Raw genomic sequence first — 19,840 nt, forward strand, 5'->3', positions numbered from 1 at the left:
GTCAGGCCGGGCGTTTGACCCGGCTTTTCAGCGTCTCGTAGCCGCGGGCGCCAAGCAGCGCGCGGGCAATGGTCTTGGCGGCGCTTTTGCGGCCCTCTTGCGACTTGATCTGCCGCAGCCTTGCCGGCAGGTTTCTGGCCGCCTGGCCAAGTGCCGGCAGCGACAGCGTGTTGGGAAAGCTGACCATATGCGTTTCGACGCACAGCACCGGCTTGCCTGACAGTTCGGTGATCCTCAGCGCCTGTTCGTGCTCGCTCTCGATGAACAGGATGGCATCGGATTTGCGGTAGAAATCGGCCTTGAAACTGCCATGCGCGCCGAGCCGTTGCCGTTCCGCCTTGCTCGGCAGATCGAGCATGATCAACTGGTCGTATTTGATCTCATGCTTGGCGAGCCATGCCTCGGTGAGCGCGCGGTATTTCTCCAGCCGGCTGGTGACCAGCCAGCCGATCCTGTGGGTCGCGACATGGAGCGGCCGCGCTTCGCTGAGGAATTGTTCATAGGCCGGGCCGTCGTCGTTTTCCGCCTCTGTCGGATCGAGGCACAGCACGCCGTCAATGTCGACGCAGCATTGCGCCAGGAATTTATGATGCATGAAGTTCCACTGGAACATGCGCGGATGCGGCACGACTTCGAAGACAAGGTCGGTTTCCTGGTGCTGGGGCTCAAGGCCGAACACGGCGGCAAAGGTGAACTCCGCCTTGATGCCCGCAGCCTGGATGCGGGCGCGTGCGTCACGCATGGCGTTGCCGCCGGCGACGCTGTCGTCGATCACCAGCACCTTGCGCATCTCGGAAACCTTGCGGTCGAGAGCGGCACGGCGCTTGGTGACGCCAGACGTATAGATACGCCCTTCCAGGAAGCTGTCGAGATCGGTCATCGGGATGTTCGCGGCAAGGCTGACCAGCGTCGCTGCCAAAACGCCGCTTCTCGGCACACCGACCACCAGGTCGATGTCGCGCGGCAGCCGGTGCAGGCCCCTGACGATGGCGTCGTTCATATCGGAGATCGATCGGTAGTGCATGGTTCAGACCTGGTCCTGGAGGAGATGTCGGTAGCAGTCGAAGACGCCCAAATTATTGCGCTTCGCGCGCCGCCGCCGCAGGCAGCCTTGCCGGCAGCATCTTGAGGGCCTCGCGCAAGGCTTCGCGGCCGGAGGCGAATGCCAGTGCGATGACGATGGTGATGAGGTAGGCGAGCACGGCGCCGCTGGCCAGGGCGACGACATGCTGCTGCGGCAGCGCTGGCTTGATGAACCAGATGCCGGCCAGTGCCAGATGGGCGCCAAGCACGAACGGCGTTGCCGCGCGAAGTACATGGTGCGCCTGAAGCGGCCCGCTCTTGCCGACATAGAGCCACAGGAACGGCGTCCGCAGATATTCGCTGATCGCATAGGCGATCGCCACGCCCAGCGCGCCATAGGGCAGGCCGAGCATGAAGGCCAGCACCGACGTCACGGCCGTTATGACGCCCCAGCGCATGAAATCGCCGGAGCGGCCCTGGCTGACGAAAAGCCACCCCGCCGGATTGTTGAGCGGCTGCAGCAGCCCGGCAAAGCCCAGCGCCAGGAAAATCGAGGCGCTTGCGCGCCATTGCTCGCCGAGCACGAAGGGGATCAGCACATCCGACATCGCCGTGGCGAAGGCGACGCCGGGAAGCGCCACCAGCAGGATCAGCGGCATGACGCGCAGGTAGGCGCTGCGGTAGCGATCCGGCTCATCCTTCAGCCTCGAAAGCGCCGGAACCATCACCTTCGACAGCGGGTTGGTGATCTGGCTCAGCGGAAACAGAAGCAGCTTGTAGGCGCGGTCATAGAGGCCGAGTTGCGCCTCGCCCCAATATTTGCCGATCAGCACATTGTCGAGGTTGCGGGCAAAGAAATTGGCGAAGTTGAAGCCGGTGATGCCGGCGCCGAAATTGATCAGCTCGCCGATGCCGGCGACCTTGCGCGGCAGGCCCGGGCGCCAGCGCGAGCTCGCCCAATAGCAGAGCGTCGGCAGCACGGCACCGGTCAGCGTGCCGGCAAACAGGGCCCAATAGGAGCGATCGATAAAGGTCCAGGCGATCGACACCGCAAGCCCGGCAATGGCGCTGGCGACGTCGATGACGGCCAGCCGGCCGAACTGCATGCGGCGTGTCAAGAGCGCCAGATGCTGGGCGCCCAGCCCATAGGCCATGATCTGCAGCCCGAACGCAGCCACCAGACCCGTCACGCGCGGCTCGCCGTAGAAGGCGGCAACCAGCGGCGCCGCACCCGCAAGCACGCAAGCCAGGATCGCGCTGACCGCGACATTGATCCAGAAGAGGTAGTTCACCTCCTCATGCCGGATGCCCGACTTCTGGATCGTCGCCTGGGTCAGGCCGAAATCCTGGAACAGGGCGATAAAGGCAAGCACCGGCGCGCACATCGCCACGACGCCGAAATCCTGTGGCGACAACAACCGCGACAAGACGATAACGGACAGGATCTGTGTCGCGACCCGCACCGACTGCGCCATGGCCGTGACAACCGCGCCGCGCCCAACCGATTTGCGCAAGGAGCCTTCTGGCGGATCGAATGCATTGGCTTCCAAATTCAGGATTCCTGATTTTTTTTTACGTGGATTTCCGAGCCCGAAAATCCACGACCGCCGCCGACCACAAACTACGGCAATAATTTTGCAGTGCAACAGAAAACGTGGGCCGCCGCACCAAAAATGTTGCGATGCAGCAAGACCTGTACTAGCATTCCCTCGGGTGGGCCAACAGCGGTCGAGTTTTTATGCTGCATGTCTTGTACCTTGTGCACGACGTTTCCGACCCGGCGGTGCGCCGGCGGATCACGATGCTCAGGGCAGGTGGGGCCCAGGTCACTTTGGCCGGCTTCCGTCGCACCGCGAATCCGATTGCGGATATCGAGGGACTGCGGCCGATCGACCTCGGCGCGACGCGTGACGGGCGATTCGGCCAACGCCTCGCGGCCGTCGCCAAAGCAGCCGTTTCGATAGGCTCGAAGCTTGGCGGTATGCCAAAACCGGATCTCATCATCGCGCGCAACCTGGAAATGCTGGCGCTTGCCCGCCGCGCCAGGTCAGCCTTCGGTGCATCGGTTCCGATCGTATACGAGTGCCTCGACATTCATCGGCTTGTGCTGCGCAACGATGTCCTGGGCAAGGCGCTGCGCGCCACCGAGCGCTTTCTGGCCAGGGATGTGAAGCTGCTGGTGACCAGTTCTCCTGCCTTTATCGCCAATTATTTCAAGCCGTTCGGCCAGGTTGCGGCACCCATCGAGCTGGTCGAAAACAAATATTTCGAGGCCGCGACGATCTTGCCCGGCGCTCCGGAGACTGAAGAGAGCCCGGTCGGTCCGCCATGGCGGATCGGCTGGTTCGGTGCGCTGCGCTGCCGACGCTCGCTCGAGCTGCTGGCCGATTTCTCCCGCCGCATGGAGGGCCGCTTCGAGATCGTGCTGCGCGGACGTCCGGCTTTGTCGGAATTCCCTGACTTTCACGGCTTTGTCGAAGCCGAGCCGTGGCTGTCGTTTCTCGGGGCCTACCGCAATCCGGAAGACATGGCGGCGATCTACAACGATGTCCATTTTTCGTGGGCGATCGATTTCTTCGAGGCGGGGCAGAACTCCGAATGGCTTCTGCCCAACCGGCTCTATGAAGGCTGCCGTTTCGGAGCGGTGCCGATCTCGATGGGCAACACCGAGACCGGGCGGTTCCTCAAACAGCAGGATATCGGCGTGCTGTTGCCGCAGGCGTCGCCCGAAGCGCTCGAAGCCGTGCTCGGCAAGGTGGAAGAGCACCGCTTCGCCAGGCTGAAGGAGCGCGTTCTGGCCCGCAATCCGAGGACCTGGAGCTACGATCGCAGCGATTGCCGGGCGCTTGTCGAGCGGCTGCGCAGCCTGACGGCCGTGCCCGGCTCCTTTGCCGCCGAGGCATTGGCATAGGATGGCCAAGGATGGACAGAGGCAAGATGGACAGAGGTTGATGACGCAGACGGACAAACCCTCATCCAGCCTGATCGTCATTCCATGCCTGAATGAAGCCGCCCATATCGGTGCGCTGCTCGATCAATTGCGGCCCGCGGCCGCCCGGCTTGGCGCCCGGATCATCGTCGCCGACGGCGGCAGCACCGACGGCACGCTTTCCATCGTCGAGGATGTGATTGCCAAGGACCCGCGGGTTATCCTGCTCCACAACAAGCGGCGCATCCAGAGCGCGGCGATCAATCTCGCCGTCGGTACCTTCGGCGATGGTGCCGACTATCTCATCCGCATCGATGCGCATGGCGGTTATCCCGACGATTATTGCGACCGGCTGGTCGAGGAAGCTCTGGCTACATCAGCGGATTCGGTTGTCGTTTCGATGCTGACCAGCGGCAGCGGTGCCGTGCAGAAGGCGGCCGCCGCGGCGCAGAACTCCAAGCTCGGCACCGGCGGCTCGAAGCATCGGCATCTTTCGCAGGGACAGTGGATCGATCACGGCCATCATGCACTGATGCGGATATCGGCATTCGGCGCCGTCGGCGGCTACGACGAAGCGTTCAGCCATAACGAGGACGCCGAGCTCGATTATCGCCTGCGCAAGGCGGGCTACAAGATCTGGATGAGTGGCAAGACGCAGATGGTCTATTATCCGCGCGCCTCGCTCTCAGGCCTCTATTTCCAGTATCTCGGCTACGGTCGCGGGCGTGCCAAGAATGTGCTGAAGCACCGCGTCATCCCAAAGATCCGGCAGATGGTGCCGCTGGCGGTCTTCCCGGTGGTTCTTCTTGCGGCCTTCTCCTTCGTGCATTGGATTGCGGCAGTGCCTTTGTTGCTGTGGGTGTCGGTGTGCCTGGGCTACGGGCTGGTGACGGCTATCCGCCAGCGCAAGGCTGACGTTGCGCTGGCCGGTGTCTCGGCCATGGTCATGCATCTTGGCTGGTCGGTTGGCTTCTGGCTGCAGCTTCTCGGCCTCGGCTCGCGACGCGGAGTGGCCTGATGGCGGTGTCGGCAAAGAACCGCAGCATCGACATCGGCGTCTGCACGTTCCGCCGGCCGGAGCTGGCTGACACGCTGCGCTCGCTCGACGCGATGGAGATGCCGGCGGGATTCGATATCCGCATTATCGTCGCCGACAATGACGACACCCCGACGGCCCGTGACCTGGTGGCGGCGCTGTCGCGGGAATTGACGGTACCGATCCACTATCGGCATGCCCCGGCGCGCAACATCTCGATCGCCCGCAATGCCTGCCTCGATGCGAGCACAGCGGATTTCGTCGCCTTCATTGATGACGACGAAACGGCCACGCCTCAATGGCTCGCCGAATTGGTCGCGATGGCGCAGCAAAGCGGTGTCGCCGTCGTGCTCGGCCCGGTCAGGGCGCGCTATCGCCCGGATGCGCCGGACTGGATGCGGCGCGGCGATTTCCATTCGACCTTGCCCGTCTGGGTGCGCGGCGAGATCCGCACCGGCTACACCTGCAATGTTCTGCTGCGGATGGGCTCGGACAGCCTGCGCGGCCGCCGCTTCAGCCTGGCGCGTGGCCAGACCGGCGGCGAGGACACCGAATTCTTCGACCAGATGCACAAGGCCGGCGGCCGCATCGCCTTCGCGCCCGAGGCGTGGGTCGACGAAGTGGTGCCGCGCTCAAGGGCGGCATTCGAATGGCTCGGCCGCCGCCGCTTTCGCGTCGGCCAGACGCATGGCCATCTCCTGGGCAGCAGCGCCAGCGGCATAGGCCTGGTCAAGCAGGTCGGCCTGGCCTCGGCAAAGGCCATCTATTGCTTCGCCTCGGCACTTCCGGTCGTCGTCAGTCCAGTCCGCAGGAACCGCAGCGTGCTGCGCGGCATTATGCATGTTGGTGTCGTCAGCGGCCTCGTCGGCATCCGCGAAATTCGCCTCTATGGCCAGCCGTCGCCACAGGAGGGAGGCAAACGTGCAGCCTGACGTCAGCTCTGTCCCGGATGTTTCCTTCGTTATTGCCGCCTACAACGCCGAGGCGACCCTTGATCGGGCGATTGCCAGCGCCATCGCCCAGAAGGGTGTCAGCGTCGAAATCATCGTCGTCGACGACAAGTCGCGCGATGCGACGCTCGACGTGGCGCGGGCCTACCCCGGGGATATCGTCCGTGTCGTCGCCCTGGCCAGCAACCGCGGCCCTGGCGGCGCCAGGAATGCCGGCCTCGACGCCGCCCGCGGCAGATGGATCGCGGTTCTCGATTCCGACGACGCGGTCCTTCCCGGCCGGCTCGCGGCCATGATCGCTCGTGCCGAAAGCGCGGATGCCCAGATCGCCGTCGACAATCTGCAGGTCGTTCGCGAGGATGGCGTCATCGAGGACGCGATGTTTCCGCGGCAGTATCTGGAAGGCTTGCGCGAGATTTCGCTGGCCACCTACATCGCCGGCAACGTCGTCTTCGAATCCAAGTTCAACCTCGGCTACCTCAAGCCGATCTTCCAGCGCGCGTTCCTGAACGAAAACCGGCTTCGCTACGACGAAAAGCTGAGGATCGGCGAAGACTACATCCTGTTTGCCGGCGCCTTGGCCAGGGGCGGAAAATGCGTCGTCGAGCCCGATATCGGCTATGCCTATCATATCCGCAGCGGCTCCATCTCGCGCGTGCTCGAGCTTCACCACGTCGAAGCGATGCGCAGGGCGGATGCCGTGTTCGCTCAAACCCATCGGATGGATGAGGCCGCGCAGGCCGCGTTCGCCCGGCGCGGCCGCAGCCTGCGCAAGGCGGCATCGTTTCTGTCACTGGTACAGCACATCAAGGCGCGGTCCCCACTCAAGGCGATCCGGACAGCGCTCAGCGACCCGGCGGCGGTCAGGCATATGGGCATGCCGATCGCCGTGCGGTTGCGAAGAATGGCGGCACAATTTGCCGTTGGGGCGGGGAGGTGAAGATGCAGGCACATGGAGGGATTTTTCGTGGCCTGTGAATGGACTGAAGTCGATCTCCTCAGAAGGAATTTGCGATGAAGAAAATCAGGAAGGCCGTGATACCGGTGGCGGGGCTTGGAACAAGATTCCTGCCGGCGACCAAGTCGATGCCAAAGGAAATGCTTCCCGTGGTCGACAGGCCTGTCGTGCAATATGCGGTGGACGAGGCCTTCGAGGCGGGCATCGAGCACATCGTCTTCGTGACCGGCCGCAACAAGGCGGTGATCGAGGACTATTTCGACCTGCATCCGGAATTGATCGGCACCCTGGAGCAGACCGGCAAGAAGACCCAGTTGGAGGCGCTCGAAAGCATGCTGCCTGTGGCCGGTGCCACCAGCTTCATCCGCCAGCAATCGCCGCAAGGCCTCGGCCATGCCGTCTGGTGCGCGCGCGAGGTTATCGGCAATGAGCCCTTCGCCTTGCTGCTGCCGGACATGGTGTCCTTCGGCGGGCGCGGATGCCTCGCCGAAACCGTCGAGCTTTATGAGCGCACGGGCGGCAACGTGATCGCCGTCGAGCGTTGCGAACCGAGCGAGACCAACAAATACGGCATCGTTGGCCGTGGCGCCGAGATCGGTGGCGGTTTCGAGGTGACGGCCATGGTCGAGAAGCCGGCGCCGGCCAATGCGCCGTCGAATTTCTACATCAATGGCCGCTACATCCTGCAGCCCGAGATTTTCGCGCTTCTGGGCAATCAGCAGCGCGGCGCCGGCAACGAGATTCAATTGACGGACGCCATGGTTCGTCTGTCGAAGGATCAGTCGTTCTTCGCCCAGCCTTTTAAGGGTCGCATGTTCGACTGCGGTTCCAAGGAAGGGTTCATCCAGGCCAACATCGCCTTCGCGCTGGCGCGCGACGACATGAAGGGTCCGGTTTTCGAGATGCTTCAGGAGTTCGTCCGGTCGCATGAACGCCAGGAAGAAGCCGCATAATGCCCATCTTTCGGGAGCATGGTCAGATGGCCGGCGAAGAGGGGCCGGCAGGTTCTCGCCGTCTGGCACGACGCTTGCTTCGCTTCTGGCGATGCTCCCGATCTTCGAGGCGCCTGCAAGCCAAGGCATGATCCCGGAAAGTGGGTCCCGGTTTCCGGAAAAGATCATGTTGAAACAGTGAGATAGAGTCCATTGCGATGGACCGGCTCTAGAATTGGACCGAAGATGAATTATGCCAACTTTCCTCTCGACAAGAGGATGCCATTGCCGAATTCGGACGCAGGAGACGGCGAAGACTTCATCGATATCGAGCGGCTGCTTGGCATGGCCGCACGGCAGGCCAAGGTGGTTGCCGTGTGTGCCGTCATCGGTCTCTTCCTGGGCTTGCTCTATTTGCAGACGACGCCGCCTAAATATCAGTCGGTCGCCAGCGTGCTGATCGATGAGGGCTTGAACAAAATCGTCGACGACATTTCGGCGACGTCGACAACCATGCAGACCGATTCGGCGATCCTGAGCCAGATCGAGATCCTGACCTCGACGCGGCTTGCCGCCGTGGTCGTCGACAAGCTGAAGCTCGACCAGAACGACACATTCATGAATCCGCCCCAGTCGGCGCTTGCCCAAGGCATAGGCCTCATCCGCGGCCTGATCCAGTATGTCCGCCCCAACTCTTCCATGCCGGGTGGCACTGACTTCAGCAAGCTCGACCCGGCCGCCCGCGATGCGCTGATCGCCACGTCGCGCCGCGACTACGCGATCCTCAACTTGCAGAACGAGATCCGTGCTGAACGCATCGGGCGAAGCTACGTCATCGCGCTCGGCTATCAGGCGACGGACCCGGCTTTGGCAAACGCGATCACCAAGGCCTACGCCGATGCCTATCTCGCCGATCAGCTCGACGCCAGCTTCGATGCCACCGAGCGGGCTGCGGTCTGGCTCCAGGGCCGGTTGACGGAGCTGCGCCAGAGCTCGCAGGCAGCTTCGCTTGCGGTTGAGAAATTCAGGGCCGAACACGGGCTGGCCGCCAACAGCGATGGCCAGCTGATGAGCGACAAGCAGCTTTCCGACCTCAACGCCCAGCTTATCGTGGCGCAGGCCGACACCGCGCGCGCCAGCGCCCGCTACCAGCAGTACAAAGCCATTGTCGACAGCGGCTCCGAAAACGCCTTCAAGGATGCCGCCATATCGAGCGACCAGCCGAGCAGCTCGGTCATATCGGCGCTCAAGACCCGCTACCTCACGGTGGCCAAGCGTCTGCAGGACGTCGAGGCGAATTTCGGCCCCGAGCACCCGCAGGCGGTGGCTCTCTCCAAGGAGAAGGCCGACATATCGACGCAGATTTTCGGCGAGCTGAAGCAGCTGACCGAAAGCTATCGCAACGAATATGAGGTGGCGCAGGCACGCGAGACCGCGCTCCGGGCCAACGTCGCGGCCGCACAGGGCAAGAGTTCCGTCGACAACCAGACGCAAGTCAAGCTGCGTGAACTCGATCAGCAGGCGACGGCGCTCACCACGCTCTATCAGACATTCCTCGGCCGCTATGAGGAAGCTGCGCAACAGCAATCCTTCCCTGTCGGCAAGATCCGCATCATCTCCGACGCGTCGATGCCGATGGCGGCCTCGAGCCCGCGCACCATCGTCGTGCTCGGACTTTCGCTGGTGCTTGGCCTGCTGATGGGCGCCGGCTTTGGTGGGCTGAACGAGTTCAACGAACGCTTCTTCAGGACCGGCGAGGACGTGCGCGACCGCGTCAACCTGAAATTCCTCGGCTATCTCCCGACGATCGGCGGCAAGCTCGGCAAGGACGAAAAGCCGGGCGAGACCCAGGTAGACGCCAAGACCACCCAATCGCTGTCGGCGGCCGAAAGGCGGGCGCGCATGCGGGTCAGCATCGATTCTCCAGCCTCGATGTTCTCCGAAACGCTGCGCAGCGCCAAGATCGCCTTCGACGTCGTGATGGAAGGGCAAGGCAGCCGCGTCATCGGCGTCATCTCGGTGCTTCCCGGCGAAGGCAAGTCGACGGTCGCGGCAAATCTCGCCGGCTTGCTCGCCGCCAATGGCTCCAAGACGCTGCTGATCGACGGCGACTTGCGCAATCCCGGCCTCAGCCGGGGCCTTGGCATGGAAACCGAGCAGGGCTTGATGGAAGCGGTGGTCAGTGGCCAGACCTGGCAGTCCGTCGGCAAGATCGACAGGCAGACGAAGCTGGCGATCATCCCGGCGGTGCTGCGCGGTCACTTCTCGCATACCAGCGAACTTCTCTCCTCGGCCGGCATGCGACGCTTCATCGAGAACGCCAAGGAGACGTTCGAATACATCGTCGTCGATCTGCCGCCGCTCGGACCGGTGGTCGACGCTAAGGCTTTCGCGCCGTTGGTCGACGGTTTTGTCCTGGTCACCGAGTGGGGGCGCACCCCGCGCGCGATGGTCAGGTCGATGCTGGAATCCGAACCCTATGTCGCCAACAAGATCGTCGGCGCGGTGCTGAACAAGGTCGATTTGAAGAAACTGGCCAAATACGGATCGTTCGGCGGCTCGGAAAAATTCTTTGATAAATATTCGAGCTACTATCTGGAAAAGTCGGAAGTGCGCGGCAAGGCGCCGGTGTGACGTCGACCGTTGCGCGAGTGGACCCTCTCTGAAGTGTATCGATCTTCAGGTCAGCACACCTGAATATCGATGCGCGTCAAGAGAAGATCAGCCTGCCTTGCTTGTCGGCGATCCTGACGGCGGTCAGGCGTCCGCTCTGGAAGGCGGCTGTGTCGATGCCGAGCCGGCGCCCTTCGAGCTTCGGGACGTCCACCGGAGTATGCCCGTGCACCACCCAGCGGTCGAGCAGGTGCGTTGCCTCGAAGAAGTCCGAACGGATGTTGGCCAGGTCGTGGTCGGTTTGCGCCGCAAGGTCGACGCCGGGCCTGATGCCGGCGTGGACGAACACGAACTTCCGCGAACGGACCATGATCGGCAGCCCGCGCAGGAAGCTGACGTGATCATCTGGAATGATCTCCCTTATGCGTCGGTCGATCTGCGCGCTGCTCCCGTAGAGGCTGGCGAGGCGCGCCGGATCGATGCCATAGGAAAACAGGGTTTGCAGGCCGCCCGTCGCCAGCCAGGGCTCGCGGGACAGATTTCCGTCGAGATAGTTCAGCATCGCCACTTCGTGGTTGCCGGCAAGACAAATGCGCTGAAACCCTTTCGGCGGCGGCGCCAGGAGGTGATCCAGCACCCGCGCCGACTGAAGCCCCCGGTCGATGTAGTCGCCAAGCATGACGATGATCTTGCGGCTCTGGAAGCGAAGCGAATCGAGCAGGATCTTCTGCTCCAGGGCACGGAGTTCCTTGTAGCAGCCATGCACGTCACCGATCGCATAGACGACGGCGTCCTGCATGTCGATATCGAGGCGCGCACGCGCCGCGATGCGGGGTTTTCGCTGGAACAGGTTCACGTGCAGGGCGTCTCGAGGCAAGCTCTCATACGGAAGGCATAAGTGCCTGTTATCATGCCCGAAACGGAGAATTCCGCAATCGTGGAAAATGCAGCCCCGCCGGGTCGGGACCGCAATGCATGTCGCTCAGAAATGAGCTCGGTCTTGGGACAACGATCTGTGGAAACAAAGGCCTGAAGCGGGCCTGAATCGCTCAGGCGCGACATGCTTTAGGTCGGCGGCCGGCCCGGTCTGCCGGATCGTCGTCAGGCTGCCTTGAGCCGATAACGGAAAACGGTGTGGTCGAGCAGCAGCCGGATGCGTGGTTCGGCCTCGATCGCCACCAGCCAGCTTGCCGCGATCATCGTCGCGCCGACGACCGCCATCGAGAACAGATGTGGCAGACCGGCGCGAACCAGGATGCCGAGCAGGGCCGCGCCGACGACATCGTGCAGCAGGTAGAGCGGGTAGGTCATCAGCCCGATCCGGCGCCAGCCGCTCCAGGAGAGGTCGAGCCGCAGCGACCATGCCATCAGCGCGATGCCGATGAGGAAGATGAGGATCGGCGGCGCGAACGGCATATCCCGCCCGACCTTCAGGATATGAACGTCGACTGAACTGGCGATCTGCAGCACACCACCGGCCAGGAACAGGGCGCAGAAGGCAAGTCGGGCGCCTGTCACCGCCTTGATGCGCATCAGCCACAGCATGACGCCGGTGGCGAAGAAAACGCCGTGATGCACCAGCAGCAGGTCGAGTGTGCGTGTTTCGGCAAGATCGGCCCAGCCGAGCGGATAGTAGAGGCACCAGAACAGCGTGCTGACCAAGCCGATGGCGACGGCCACAATCTCCATCAGATGGAAGCGGCCAAAGCTGAGCAGGATCCAGACGATGGCATAGAAGGCGATCTCGATGCCCAGCGTCCAGTAGACGCTGTCCACCCAAGGCGCGTACGGAACGAACAGGCCGGTGCGTAGGAGCCTGATGACGGCATCGGTCGGCCAACTGAGCCCGACAAGCAGCAGCACCACCGCCGTGACCGGTGCGCAGATCCAGACCGCCGGCGCCAGCCGTTTCACCCTTGCTTCGAAAAACTGCAGGGGTGTCGACCTTTCGGCGCTGAAGGCGATGACGAAACCGCTGATGACGAAGAAGATCTGGACGCCGACCCAGCCGGATTCGACCCAGGCGCCTATTGCCGGCTGCGGGGGAACGCCGCCCGTCGCGCGCGCCGAAACACCGTCCGGATACGCCCACACCCAGAAGCCATAGTGGTAGACCATGACCATGACGGCGGCGAGAAAGCGCAGGATGTCTACGCCACCAAATGTAATCTTCTGCTGAGCCATGCGACCTTTGTCGATGTCCCCCCGCGAACGACTTTAGGGTGCATTGCTGCGTCGCACAATAAAAGTATTGCTTGCCGATCGAAAAGGTCGTCCGCGGCCCACCCTTCAGTGGCTCAAAGTCCGATTCCGCGTTCCTTCAGGGCCTTGGTGATCTCGTCGAGGATGACCGGATCGTCGATCGTCGCCGGCATGGTCCATTCTTCCTTGTCGGCGATCTTCTGCATGGTGCCGCGCAGGATCTTGCCCGAACGCGTCTTGGGCAGGCGCTTGATCGTCACCACCGTCTTGAAGGCGGCAACCGGGCCGATGCGTTCGCGCACAAGGCCGACCACTTCATTCTCGATCAGGCCGACGTCACGCGTCACACCCGCATTCAACACCACGAAGCCCAGCGGAACTTGGCCCTTCATGGCGTCGGCAATGCCGATCACCGCGCATTCGGCGACATCGGGATGGGCCGAAAGCACCTCTTCCATGGCGCCGGTCGACAGCCGGTGGCCGGCGACGTTGATGATGTCATCGGTGCGAGCCATGACGTAGAGATAGCCGTCCTCGTCGACCATGCCGGCATCCGCCGTCTTGTAGAAGCCGGGGAACTCGTCGAGATAGGCTTGGCGGAACCGTTGATCGGCATTCCACAGCGTCGGCAGGCAGCCGGCCGGCAGCGGCAGTTTGATCACCACATTGCCCAGCGTGCCCCGCTGCACCTCATGGCCACCATCGTCGAGCACGCGGATGTCGTAGCCGGGCATCGGCACGCCGGGCGAGCCGTATTTCACCGGCAGCAGGCCAAGGCCGGCGGGATTGATCGTCATCGGCGAGCCGGTCTCGGTCTGCCACCAATGGTCGACCACAGGCACATTCAGCTTCTGCTCCGCCCATTTGATGGTTTCCGGGTCGGCGCGCTCGCCGGCAAGAAACAGCGTGCGGAACCTCGAGAGGTCGTATTTAGCAATGAACTCGCCCTTCGGGTCCTGCCCCTTGATGGCGCGGAACGCGGTCGGTGCGGTGAAAAGGGCTACGACACCATGCTCCGCTATCACCCGCCAGTAGGTGCCGGCATCGGGCGTGCCGACAGGCTTGCCTTCGAACAGGATGCTGGTGCAGCCATGCAGCAGCGGTCCGTAGACGATGTAGGAATGGCCGACCACCCAGCCGACATCGGACGCCGCCCAGAACACCTCGCCCGGCTTGACGCCGAACTCGTTTTCCATCGTCCATTTCAGCGCGACCATATGGCCGCCATTGTCGCGCACGATGCCCTTGGGCTGGCCGGTCGTGCCCGATGTGTAGATGATGTAGAGCGGATCGGTGGCCAGCACCGGCACGCAATCGACATTGGCGCCCGCTGCCCGTTCGCGAGCGACGGCATCGGCGTAGTCGATGTCGAAATGCTCCTTCAACTCGCAGCGCAACTGGTCGCGCTGCAGGATCAGGCAGGCGTCCGGCTTGTGGCGGGAGATCTCGATCGCCTTGTCGAGCAACGGCTTGTAGGCAACGACGCGGCCCGGCTCCAGGCCGCAGGATGCCGAAATGATCAGCTTCGGCCTGGCATCGTCGATGCGGGTGGCAAGCTCATGCGAGGCAAAGCCGCCGAAGACCACCGAATGCACGGCGCCGATGCGGGCACAGGCGAGCATGGCGATGGCCGCCTCGGCCACCATCGGCATGTAGATGATGACGCGGTCACCCTTGCGAATACCACGGTTCTTCAGCACCGAGGTGAGTGCAACCACCTCGCGCTTCAACTCGGCATAGGTGAACTTCCTGATCGTTCCCGTGATCGCGCTGTCATGGATCAGTGCGATCTGGTCGGCGCGCCCGCCGGCGACATGGCGGTCGATGGCGTTGTAGCAGGTGTTGCAGGTGGCGCCGGTGAACCAGCGGCCATAGACGCCAGCCGTGGCGTCGAACACCTTGTCCCAGGGCGAATACCAGTCGATGGCGCCGGCTGCGTCCGCCCAGAAGCGTTCCGGGTCGCGTTTCCAGCCTTCATAGACCTCGTGATAGCGTGAAGCCATCCATACCTCCCCAGGAATGATTTTCTTCCCTCCAGATAGCGCGCTCTACCCTTGGCCGCAAATGCACGCCATTGTACGGCCGATATCGACCTGGCGCTTGGGGGCAAGCAGCTATGAAATTGCGATACGAGATTGGAGTGGGGATGTTTGCTGCTGTGCGGATCATCGGGCGCCTTGCGCTCCCATTGGTCATGGGTGTCGTGCTCGCGATCTCCGCTGGAATCGCTCAGGCTGGCGATGCCGCGGCACGGCACATCATCGGCTTTTCGCCGGATGGCGCTTATTTCGCCTTCGAGCAATATGGAACGCTCGACGCCGGCGCCTCGGACTCTGGATGGTCGCAGATCGATATCATCGATACCCGCACGGATCAGTTCGTTGGCGGTAAGCCGATCCTTGTCGTCGACCAGACGGAGGAGGCGACACTGACGCTGGAGCAGGCGAGGGCGCAGGCCGCCGCTCAGGCGGCGCCCATTCTCGCCCAATATGCCATCACATTCCCAGCCGAGCAGGCGGCTTCCGACAAGTTCACCTTTCCGGGCGAAACGGTTGCCTACAACGATATTTCTCGCCTCGAGCAGGTGTCGCAGAAATGGCTGTCGCCGCTCCATGGCGAAACAGGCATTTCGACCATCCAGCTCGACGAAATCCTGGCGGCCAGCACGAGCGATTGTTCGGCGAGTTTCGCAACGACACAGCAGCGTGACCAGGCACTTCAAGGTGAAAAGGCAGGCAAGGCGCTCGGCTTCCGGCTGACGCTGCATGGCCAGGACGGCAAGCCGATCAAGATCCTGCACGAGGACAAGACCGTGCCGGGCTCAAGAAACTGCCCGACCTCCTACAGCCTGTCGGAATCCTACGAACTCACCCCGGCCGGCAAGCCGGCGGTGATCGTTGTGCTGGTGCAGCGTTTCAGCCTTCGAGGGGCGCGATCGCCGCTTCCTCGCGGTGACCGGGCAGCCACGCTGAGAGGTCACGCCCAGGCGCCGGCAGCCGCTCTGTCTGAAAGGTTGTTTCTAGATCGGCAGGGCCACAAGCATGAGGCCAATGCCGCCAGCGATCAAAATGGCTGTGGCCAGCGCTTTTCTGTGACGTTCGAAGCTCGTCGGAGCCCGCTCCCAATTGTAACGCATACGCTATCTCCCCAATACCCGGACAGGTTTTACCTTACTTAGGGGAAGAAATGCAACGTCCGCTGCCGGCAGGCCCGCTGCTTGTCACATTTCATCGATGACTATTTCTGGGACGAATGCGGCCGGGAAGACGCAACCGAGCAGGTTCTAACGCGACTGGCGCGGAGAATCCGTCAGCAAAGCCGTTGGTCCGTGCACTGGGCTCCCATGATCGGCTGATAGACAGCGCTCCACCTCCGCGCTATCTGATTTCCGGGATGAGCGTGGCTTGGAGGGGCGTGGTGGAAATAGTCTCTGGAACCGTTCTGCGGCTGGCCGAGGATGCCTCGGTGCAGCATGTGGGCGATGGCGCAGTCGTGCTTTTGGCGCGCAGCGGCCAGCTTTATACATGCAACGGCACGACCGAAGCCTTTCTCGACAAGGTGGACGGCGCGCGCAACCTCGACCAGATCGTCGACCTGCTTTGCGAGGAGTTCGAGGTCGACAAGGGGACGCTCGATCAGGACATGGCGGCACTCGCCACGGATCTGATCTCTGAAGGTATCCTCGCCGCGCCAGGTGCTTGATGGCTGACGGCCCGCTCCTGCGCGCTCTGTTTCGCTGCCATCTCTGGGCAAGCGCGCGGCTGATGCCGGTCTTGGTCACCAACCGGAGCTTCGAGGAGGTGCTCAAATGGGCGCCGCTCGCCTCGTCGACGCCCTATCGCGGTCTGCCGTCCGCCTACATCGTCGCCAAGGTCAACCGCGCCGTCCGCCGTCCCTGGCTGATGCGTGACCGCAGGTGCCTGAGGGAGGGTCTGCTAAGTCATCGTTTCCTGCGCCTGGCCGGCTTCGATCCGGACCTGCGCTTCGGCGTCGATCCGCAGTCGATGCAAGCGCAGCGCCTGGCAGCGCATTGCTGGGTCTGCCTCGATGGCAGGCCGGTGGTCAGCGACAAGCTTCCCGGCATGGTCGAAATCTATCGTCATCATGCCGATGCCATAAAGGCGCGTCCCGCTTGACCAGACCTTCAGCCTGCTATGGTCTCAACGGCCTGATCCTTGGCATATCGGCCGAGCGCCCGGAGCTGTGGCAGGATTTCGACCGCATGCTGGGCAGCCTGCGTATCGCGGAACCCGTCGAGCCGGACTTTCGTCTCGAGATCGCCGAGACAGACACCTTGGACGAGGCACCCAACGGATCCCTCGTCTTCGATGGCGAGGTGCCGGAGGATGGTCCCTGCCGGATGTTCGAGGATAGTGGTATCATCCATCTGGTCTTTCCCGAGCGTCAGACCGTTGCCATCAACGGCGTGGCGGGCTGGGCCGAACTCCGGATTCGCACCGGAACGAAAGCCGCCTGGACGCCGTCGATGCTGGTCCTGGACGCCGCGCTCGACGCCGGTGGCCAGCATATGCTGCACACTGCCGGCTTGACGTTGCCGGACAGCGATGCGGTGGTGCTGATCCATGCTCCGAGCGGCACCGGCAAGACCACAACGTCGCTCGCGCTGGCAACTCAGGGCTTTGGCCTCTGCTCCGACGACGCCATGATCGTGAATGCCACTTCGGGCAAGGTCGTAGCCTGGGGTCTGCCGCGCGCCGTCAAGATTCATCGGAAGACCGCGGAGATGATCCCGCAGGTGGCGCCCTGCCTTGGCCAGACCTGGGATCGCAATGGCGAACAGCCCATCTCGCTCGAGCGGCTGGCCGGGATCGTGCGGGTGGAAAACGCGTCCGCCCGGCCGGTGGCGGCCCTTCTGCACCTGGCGCGTTCCGCCGGAAGCCAGAGCCGGCTCGTCGCCATGGCCGGCACTGACGCAATGGTGGCACTGGCGGTGGACAACGTCCGCACCGGTATGACCGGGCTGCTGCCGATGCAGAAACGCCGGCTGGCGACCATCGCCGGGGTGGTCAATGCGGTGCCGACCTTCCGGTTGGAGGTGGGCGCGCGCCCGGCTGACGCTGCGGCACTGATCAGCGCCGCTCTGACGACGCGGGACTGAATACCCCAGGCAACGTGGGGCCGCTATTCCTTGTTCCCAAGGGCGTGGGGATAGCGTGTTTCGGAGTGCTTCTACTTCGCAGTTTTGCGCAAAAACAACGATTTAAGCGCAGCGCCGCCTCGTTATCCTTGCTGCGCGAGGTACGGAAGAGCAAGGGTCCGGGAAAACTCGAATGGCGCTACAAAGGTCAGGTTTGGCAGGGCACACCCGAAGCCGCTCATCTCATGGGCCCGACAGCTCCGCCCGCAGTAAGCAACGAGGCAAACATGCGCGCGTAGTTCTCCGCCTGCACGCCCCAATCCCACTCTTGGATCGTCTCGATCATGCGGGCGGCCATCCTCGACCGGAGCGATGGCGTGTCCCGCAACAAGGCTAGCTTGTTCGCAAGCCCCTCCGCAGTTCCATCGAAGAACAGCCCGTTGTCGCCATCCCGAATCAGCTCGGGCATGTTTCCCACACGGGTGGTCACCAAAGGGACACCGCACGCCGCCGCCTCCAAGCAAGGATTGGGAGTGCCTTCGCTGAGGCTGGCGCAGACATAAACGTCGAGATCCCGATAGAAGTCGGGCATCTCGTCATGGCTACGCCAGCGTTGCTCGCGAATCGCCGTCAGTAGGCGCGCGCCCGGCACGGCCGCTACCGCGGGCTCGATGACGTCGTGGAAGCCGCGATGTGCTGGACCATGGTTGCCGAGACTTCCCGCCCATCCGACACGGAGCTCGCCAGAACCGGGTTGTGGCTCTTGTGCGGGACAAAAGAACGTCGTGTCGACTCCATTGGGCGTGTAGTGGACCGGAACACGCAGTAGAGGACCGTATTCGTGCTCGAGCTGCCGATTGTTGACAAAGACAGCGCGCGCCAGCCGGTGCAGGGCGGCGAGCCCGGGCTCGCGGAATTCGCCCTCCAGCTCTCTGTGGCTGCAGATCCCGATGAGCAGCCTGTCAGACCGCCCGGCGAGGGCCGATTCCGGCAGGGGCAGCTTCGAGATCTGGAGCCAATAGAAGATGAGCACGATGTCCGCCGTGTTCACGTCCGACTCAGTCACATCATGTTGAAATCGTTGGACGATCTCGAACCTTCTTTCCAGCACGCGCCGGAGATTTTGGGTCTTGCGATCAATCGCCCAGCCGGGTCGATCCGCGATCGCCAGGACGCGGGGGAGGTGTACCTCATTCACGAGGCGTACCGCTCAAGCCAGTGTGCCGACCATGGATTGGCCTCGTCCAGATCGTCGTCCGTCGCGCTGGCGCGCACCTGGCTGGCGTCCGGCAGCAGAATATCCTCTGATCGCAAGCGGGGTCGCCATCCGTGCCAGCCACGACCAATGACCTCTTCGCTCAGAAACCGGCGGCCAGCATACTTGCATGCGGCGTGCTCTGCGCTAAGGAACAGATAGTGCTTCATGCGAAAACGCTCGGAGTAAAGCCTCACCGGACCCGCGAACCGTACGAGATGGCCGCCTGACCACGCAATCTCCATGGGGCCGTCCTGTTTCTTGTAGGCACGGACGCAGTGTGGGGAGGTCGGCCGGAACGGGTAGTAGGTGCGCAGCGTGTGTTGATAATCGGGATTGTCGTGATCGGGAGCTTCCCTGGTAGGAATGAACGTAAACTCGGAAGATTCGATTGCATTGAAGCCGAGTGCGTCGGCTGCCGCAATGGCGGAGACCAACGATGAGTACGAAGTCGGCGGGAGGTGGATCTCGTCAGCGTCAACATGCATGAACCAGTCTGCTTCGAGCGACCGAAACAGTTCCTCTTTGCGACGAAGAAGGTGCTCCCAGCAATACCAGCCGTTATGCGGGATGGTTTCGAATCCTATCAATCCGGCTCCGCAGTAGCGCTGGGCAATCTCAAGCGTTCGGTCCGTCGACTGATTGTCGCAGATGTAGACCTGTACGCCTTGACGAAAGAGGTTCTCGAGACATCCGGCAACGAACCGTTCTTCGTTCCGTGTTGTAAGGACCGCGACGACTCGCGGGGAACTCCGATCACGCGCAGCATTCGCAATGTGGGTATTGAGATCGGCCAAATTCCTCAATCCTTCGTCGTGTGCTTCCCGACGCAGGCTAAAGACTC

At 62.9% G+C, this 19,840-nt stretch carries 17 protein-coding genes; 10 read left to right on the forward strand and 7 right to left on the reverse strand.

The genetic code is table 11. The features are described from left to right. Position 1 precedes the first annotated feature (1 nt). Both AC0L2U_RS08200 and AC0L2U_RS08205 read right to left on the reverse strand, forming a co-directional pair. The gene (locus AC0L2U_RS08200; protein WP_127396117.1) at positions 2 to 1,024 is read right to left on the reverse strand and encodes a phosphoribosyltransferase family protein; all 1,023 of its coding nucleotides are present in this window, start codon (positions 1,022 to 1,024) and stop codon (positions 2 to 4) included. A 52-nt stretch (positions 1,025 to 1,076) separates the two neighbouring features. Beyond that, positions 1,077 to 2,573 carry a lipopolysaccharide biosynthesis protein gene (locus AC0L2U_RS08205; RefSeq protein ID WP_127380405.1) on the reverse strand — a complete coding sequence of 499 codons (1,497 nt, stop codon included), beginning with the start codon at positions 2,571 to 2,573 and terminating at the stop codon, positions 1,077 to 1,079. Positions 2,574 to 2,761: 188 nt separating this feature from the next. On the opposite strand from AC0L2U_RS08205, the gene AC0L2U_RS08210 reads away from it, so the two are divergent. From AC0L2U_RS08210 to AC0L2U_RS08235, 6 genes are all read left to right on the forward strand, one after another. Next, positions 2,762 to 3,934 (forward strand): glycosyltransferase, encoded by a 1,173-nt coding sequence (locus AC0L2U_RS08210; protein ID WP_473601723.1) that lies wholly within the window; start codon positions 2,762 to 2,764, stop codon positions 3,932 to 3,934. 40 nt (positions 3,935 to 3,974) lie between these two features. Further along, positions 3,975 to 4,970, forward strand: coding sequence for a glycosyltransferase family 2 protein (locus tag AC0L2U_RS08215; protein WP_473601724.1), 996 nt, complete (start codon positions 3,975 to 3,977; stop codon positions 4,968 to 4,970). Next, the gene (locus AC0L2U_RS08220) at positions 4,970 to 5,920 is read left to right on the forward strand and encodes a glycosyltransferase family 2 protein (protein ID WP_127321007.1); all 951 of its coding nucleotides are present in this window, start codon (positions 4,970 to 4,972) and stop codon (positions 5,918 to 5,920) included. The genes AC0L2U_RS08215 and AC0L2U_RS08220 overlap by 1 nt, the downstream gene beginning before the upstream one ends. Next, positions 5,910 to 6,878 (forward strand): glycosyltransferase family 2 protein, encoded by a 969-nt coding sequence (locus AC0L2U_RS08225; protein ID WP_127808139.1) that lies wholly within the window; start codon positions 5,910 to 5,912, stop codon positions 6,876 to 6,878. Before AC0L2U_RS08220 ends, AC0L2U_RS08225 begins: the two co-directional genes overlap by 11 nt. Before the next feature lie 74 nt (positions 6,879 to 6,952). Continuing rightward, complete coding sequence (locus tag AC0L2U_RS08230) at positions 6,953 to 7,849, forward strand: UTP--glucose-1-phosphate uridylyltransferase (protein ID WP_127269746.1); 897 nt, start codon at positions 6,953 to 6,955, stop codon at positions 7,847 to 7,849. 225 nt (positions 7,850 to 8,074) lie between these two features. Further along, positions 8,075 to 10,462 (forward strand): polysaccharide biosynthesis tyrosine autokinase, encoded by a 2,388-nt coding sequence (locus AC0L2U_RS08235; RefSeq protein WP_473601725.1) that lies wholly within the window; start codon positions 8,075 to 8,077, stop codon positions 10,460 to 10,462. Positions 10,463 to 10,538: 76 nt separating this feature from the next. Here the strand turns inward: AC0L2U_RS08235 and AC0L2U_RS08240 are convergent, their stop codons facing one another. The 3 genes from AC0L2U_RS08240 to AC0L2U_RS08250 all read right to left on the reverse strand — a co-directional run bounded on the left by AC0L2U_RS08240 (position 10,539) and on the right by AC0L2U_RS08250 (position 14,646). Further along, entirely contained in the window at positions 10,539 to 11,297 is a 759-nt protein-coding gene (locus AC0L2U_RS08240; protein WP_127395428.1) for a metallophosphoesterase family protein, read from the reverse strand. Positions 11,298 to 11,542: 245 nt separating this feature from the next. Next, the gene (locus tag AC0L2U_RS08245; protein ID WP_027039748.1) at positions 11,543 to 12,625 is read right to left on the reverse strand and encodes an acyltransferase family protein; all 1,083 of its coding nucleotides are present in this window, start codon (positions 12,623 to 12,625) and stop codon (positions 11,543 to 11,545) included. A gap of 113 nt (positions 12,626 to 12,738) precedes the next feature. After that, positions 12,739 to 14,646, reverse strand: coding sequence for a propionyl-CoA synthetase (locus tag AC0L2U_RS08250; protein ID WP_292336381.1), 1,908 nt, complete (start codon positions 14,644 to 14,646; stop codon positions 12,739 to 12,741). A 143-nt stretch (positions 14,647 to 14,789) separates the two neighbouring features. Here AC0L2U_RS08250 and AC0L2U_RS08255 point away from each other — a divergent pair, with 143 nt between their 5' ends. The 4 genes from AC0L2U_RS08255 to AC0L2U_RS08270 all read left to right on the forward strand — a co-directional run bounded on the left by AC0L2U_RS08255 (position 14,790) and on the right by AC0L2U_RS08270 (position 17,762). Beyond that, entirely contained in the window at positions 14,790 to 15,821 is a 1,032-nt protein-coding gene (locus tag AC0L2U_RS08255) for a DUF2259 domain-containing protein (RefSeq protein ID WP_473601726.1), read from the forward strand. Between the two features lie 239 nt (positions 15,822 to 16,060). Then, positions 16,061 to 16,345, forward strand: coding sequence for a PqqD family protein (locus AC0L2U_RS08260; protein WP_013528093.1), 285 nt, complete (start codon positions 16,061 to 16,063; stop codon positions 16,343 to 16,345). Beyond that, entirely contained in the window at positions 16,345 to 16,779 is a 435-nt protein-coding gene (locus AC0L2U_RS08265) for a lasso peptide biosynthesis B2 protein (RefSeq protein WP_128363470.1), read from the forward strand. Before AC0L2U_RS08260 ends, AC0L2U_RS08265 begins: the two co-directional genes overlap by 1 nt. Beyond that, a complete protein-coding gene (locus AC0L2U_RS08270) occupies positions 16,776 to 17,762 on the forward strand; it encodes a serine kinase (RefSeq protein ID WP_473601727.1) in 987 nt (328 codons plus the stop codon). The genes AC0L2U_RS08265 and AC0L2U_RS08270 overlap by 4 nt, the downstream gene beginning before the upstream one ends. Positions 17,763 to 17,979: 217 nt before the next feature. Here the strand turns inward: AC0L2U_RS08270 and AC0L2U_RS08275 are convergent, their stop codons facing one another. Then, a complete protein-coding gene (locus tag AC0L2U_RS08275) occupies positions 17,980 to 18,939 on the reverse strand; it encodes a glycosyltransferase family 4 protein (RefSeq protein ID WP_127808134.1) in 960 nt (319 codons plus the stop codon). Next, positions 18,936 to 19,793: a glycosyltransferase family 2 protein gene (locus AC0L2U_RS08280; protein ID WP_245481811.1), complete on the reverse strand. Its 858-nt coding sequence runs from the start codon at positions 19,791 to 19,793 to the stop codon at positions 18,936 to 18,938. The genes AC0L2U_RS08275 and AC0L2U_RS08280 overlap by 4 nt, the downstream gene beginning before the upstream one ends. Between the last annotated feature and the right edge of the window lie 47 nt (positions 19,794 to 19,840).

The organism is Mesorhizobium sp. WSM4808, from assembly GCF_055811675.1.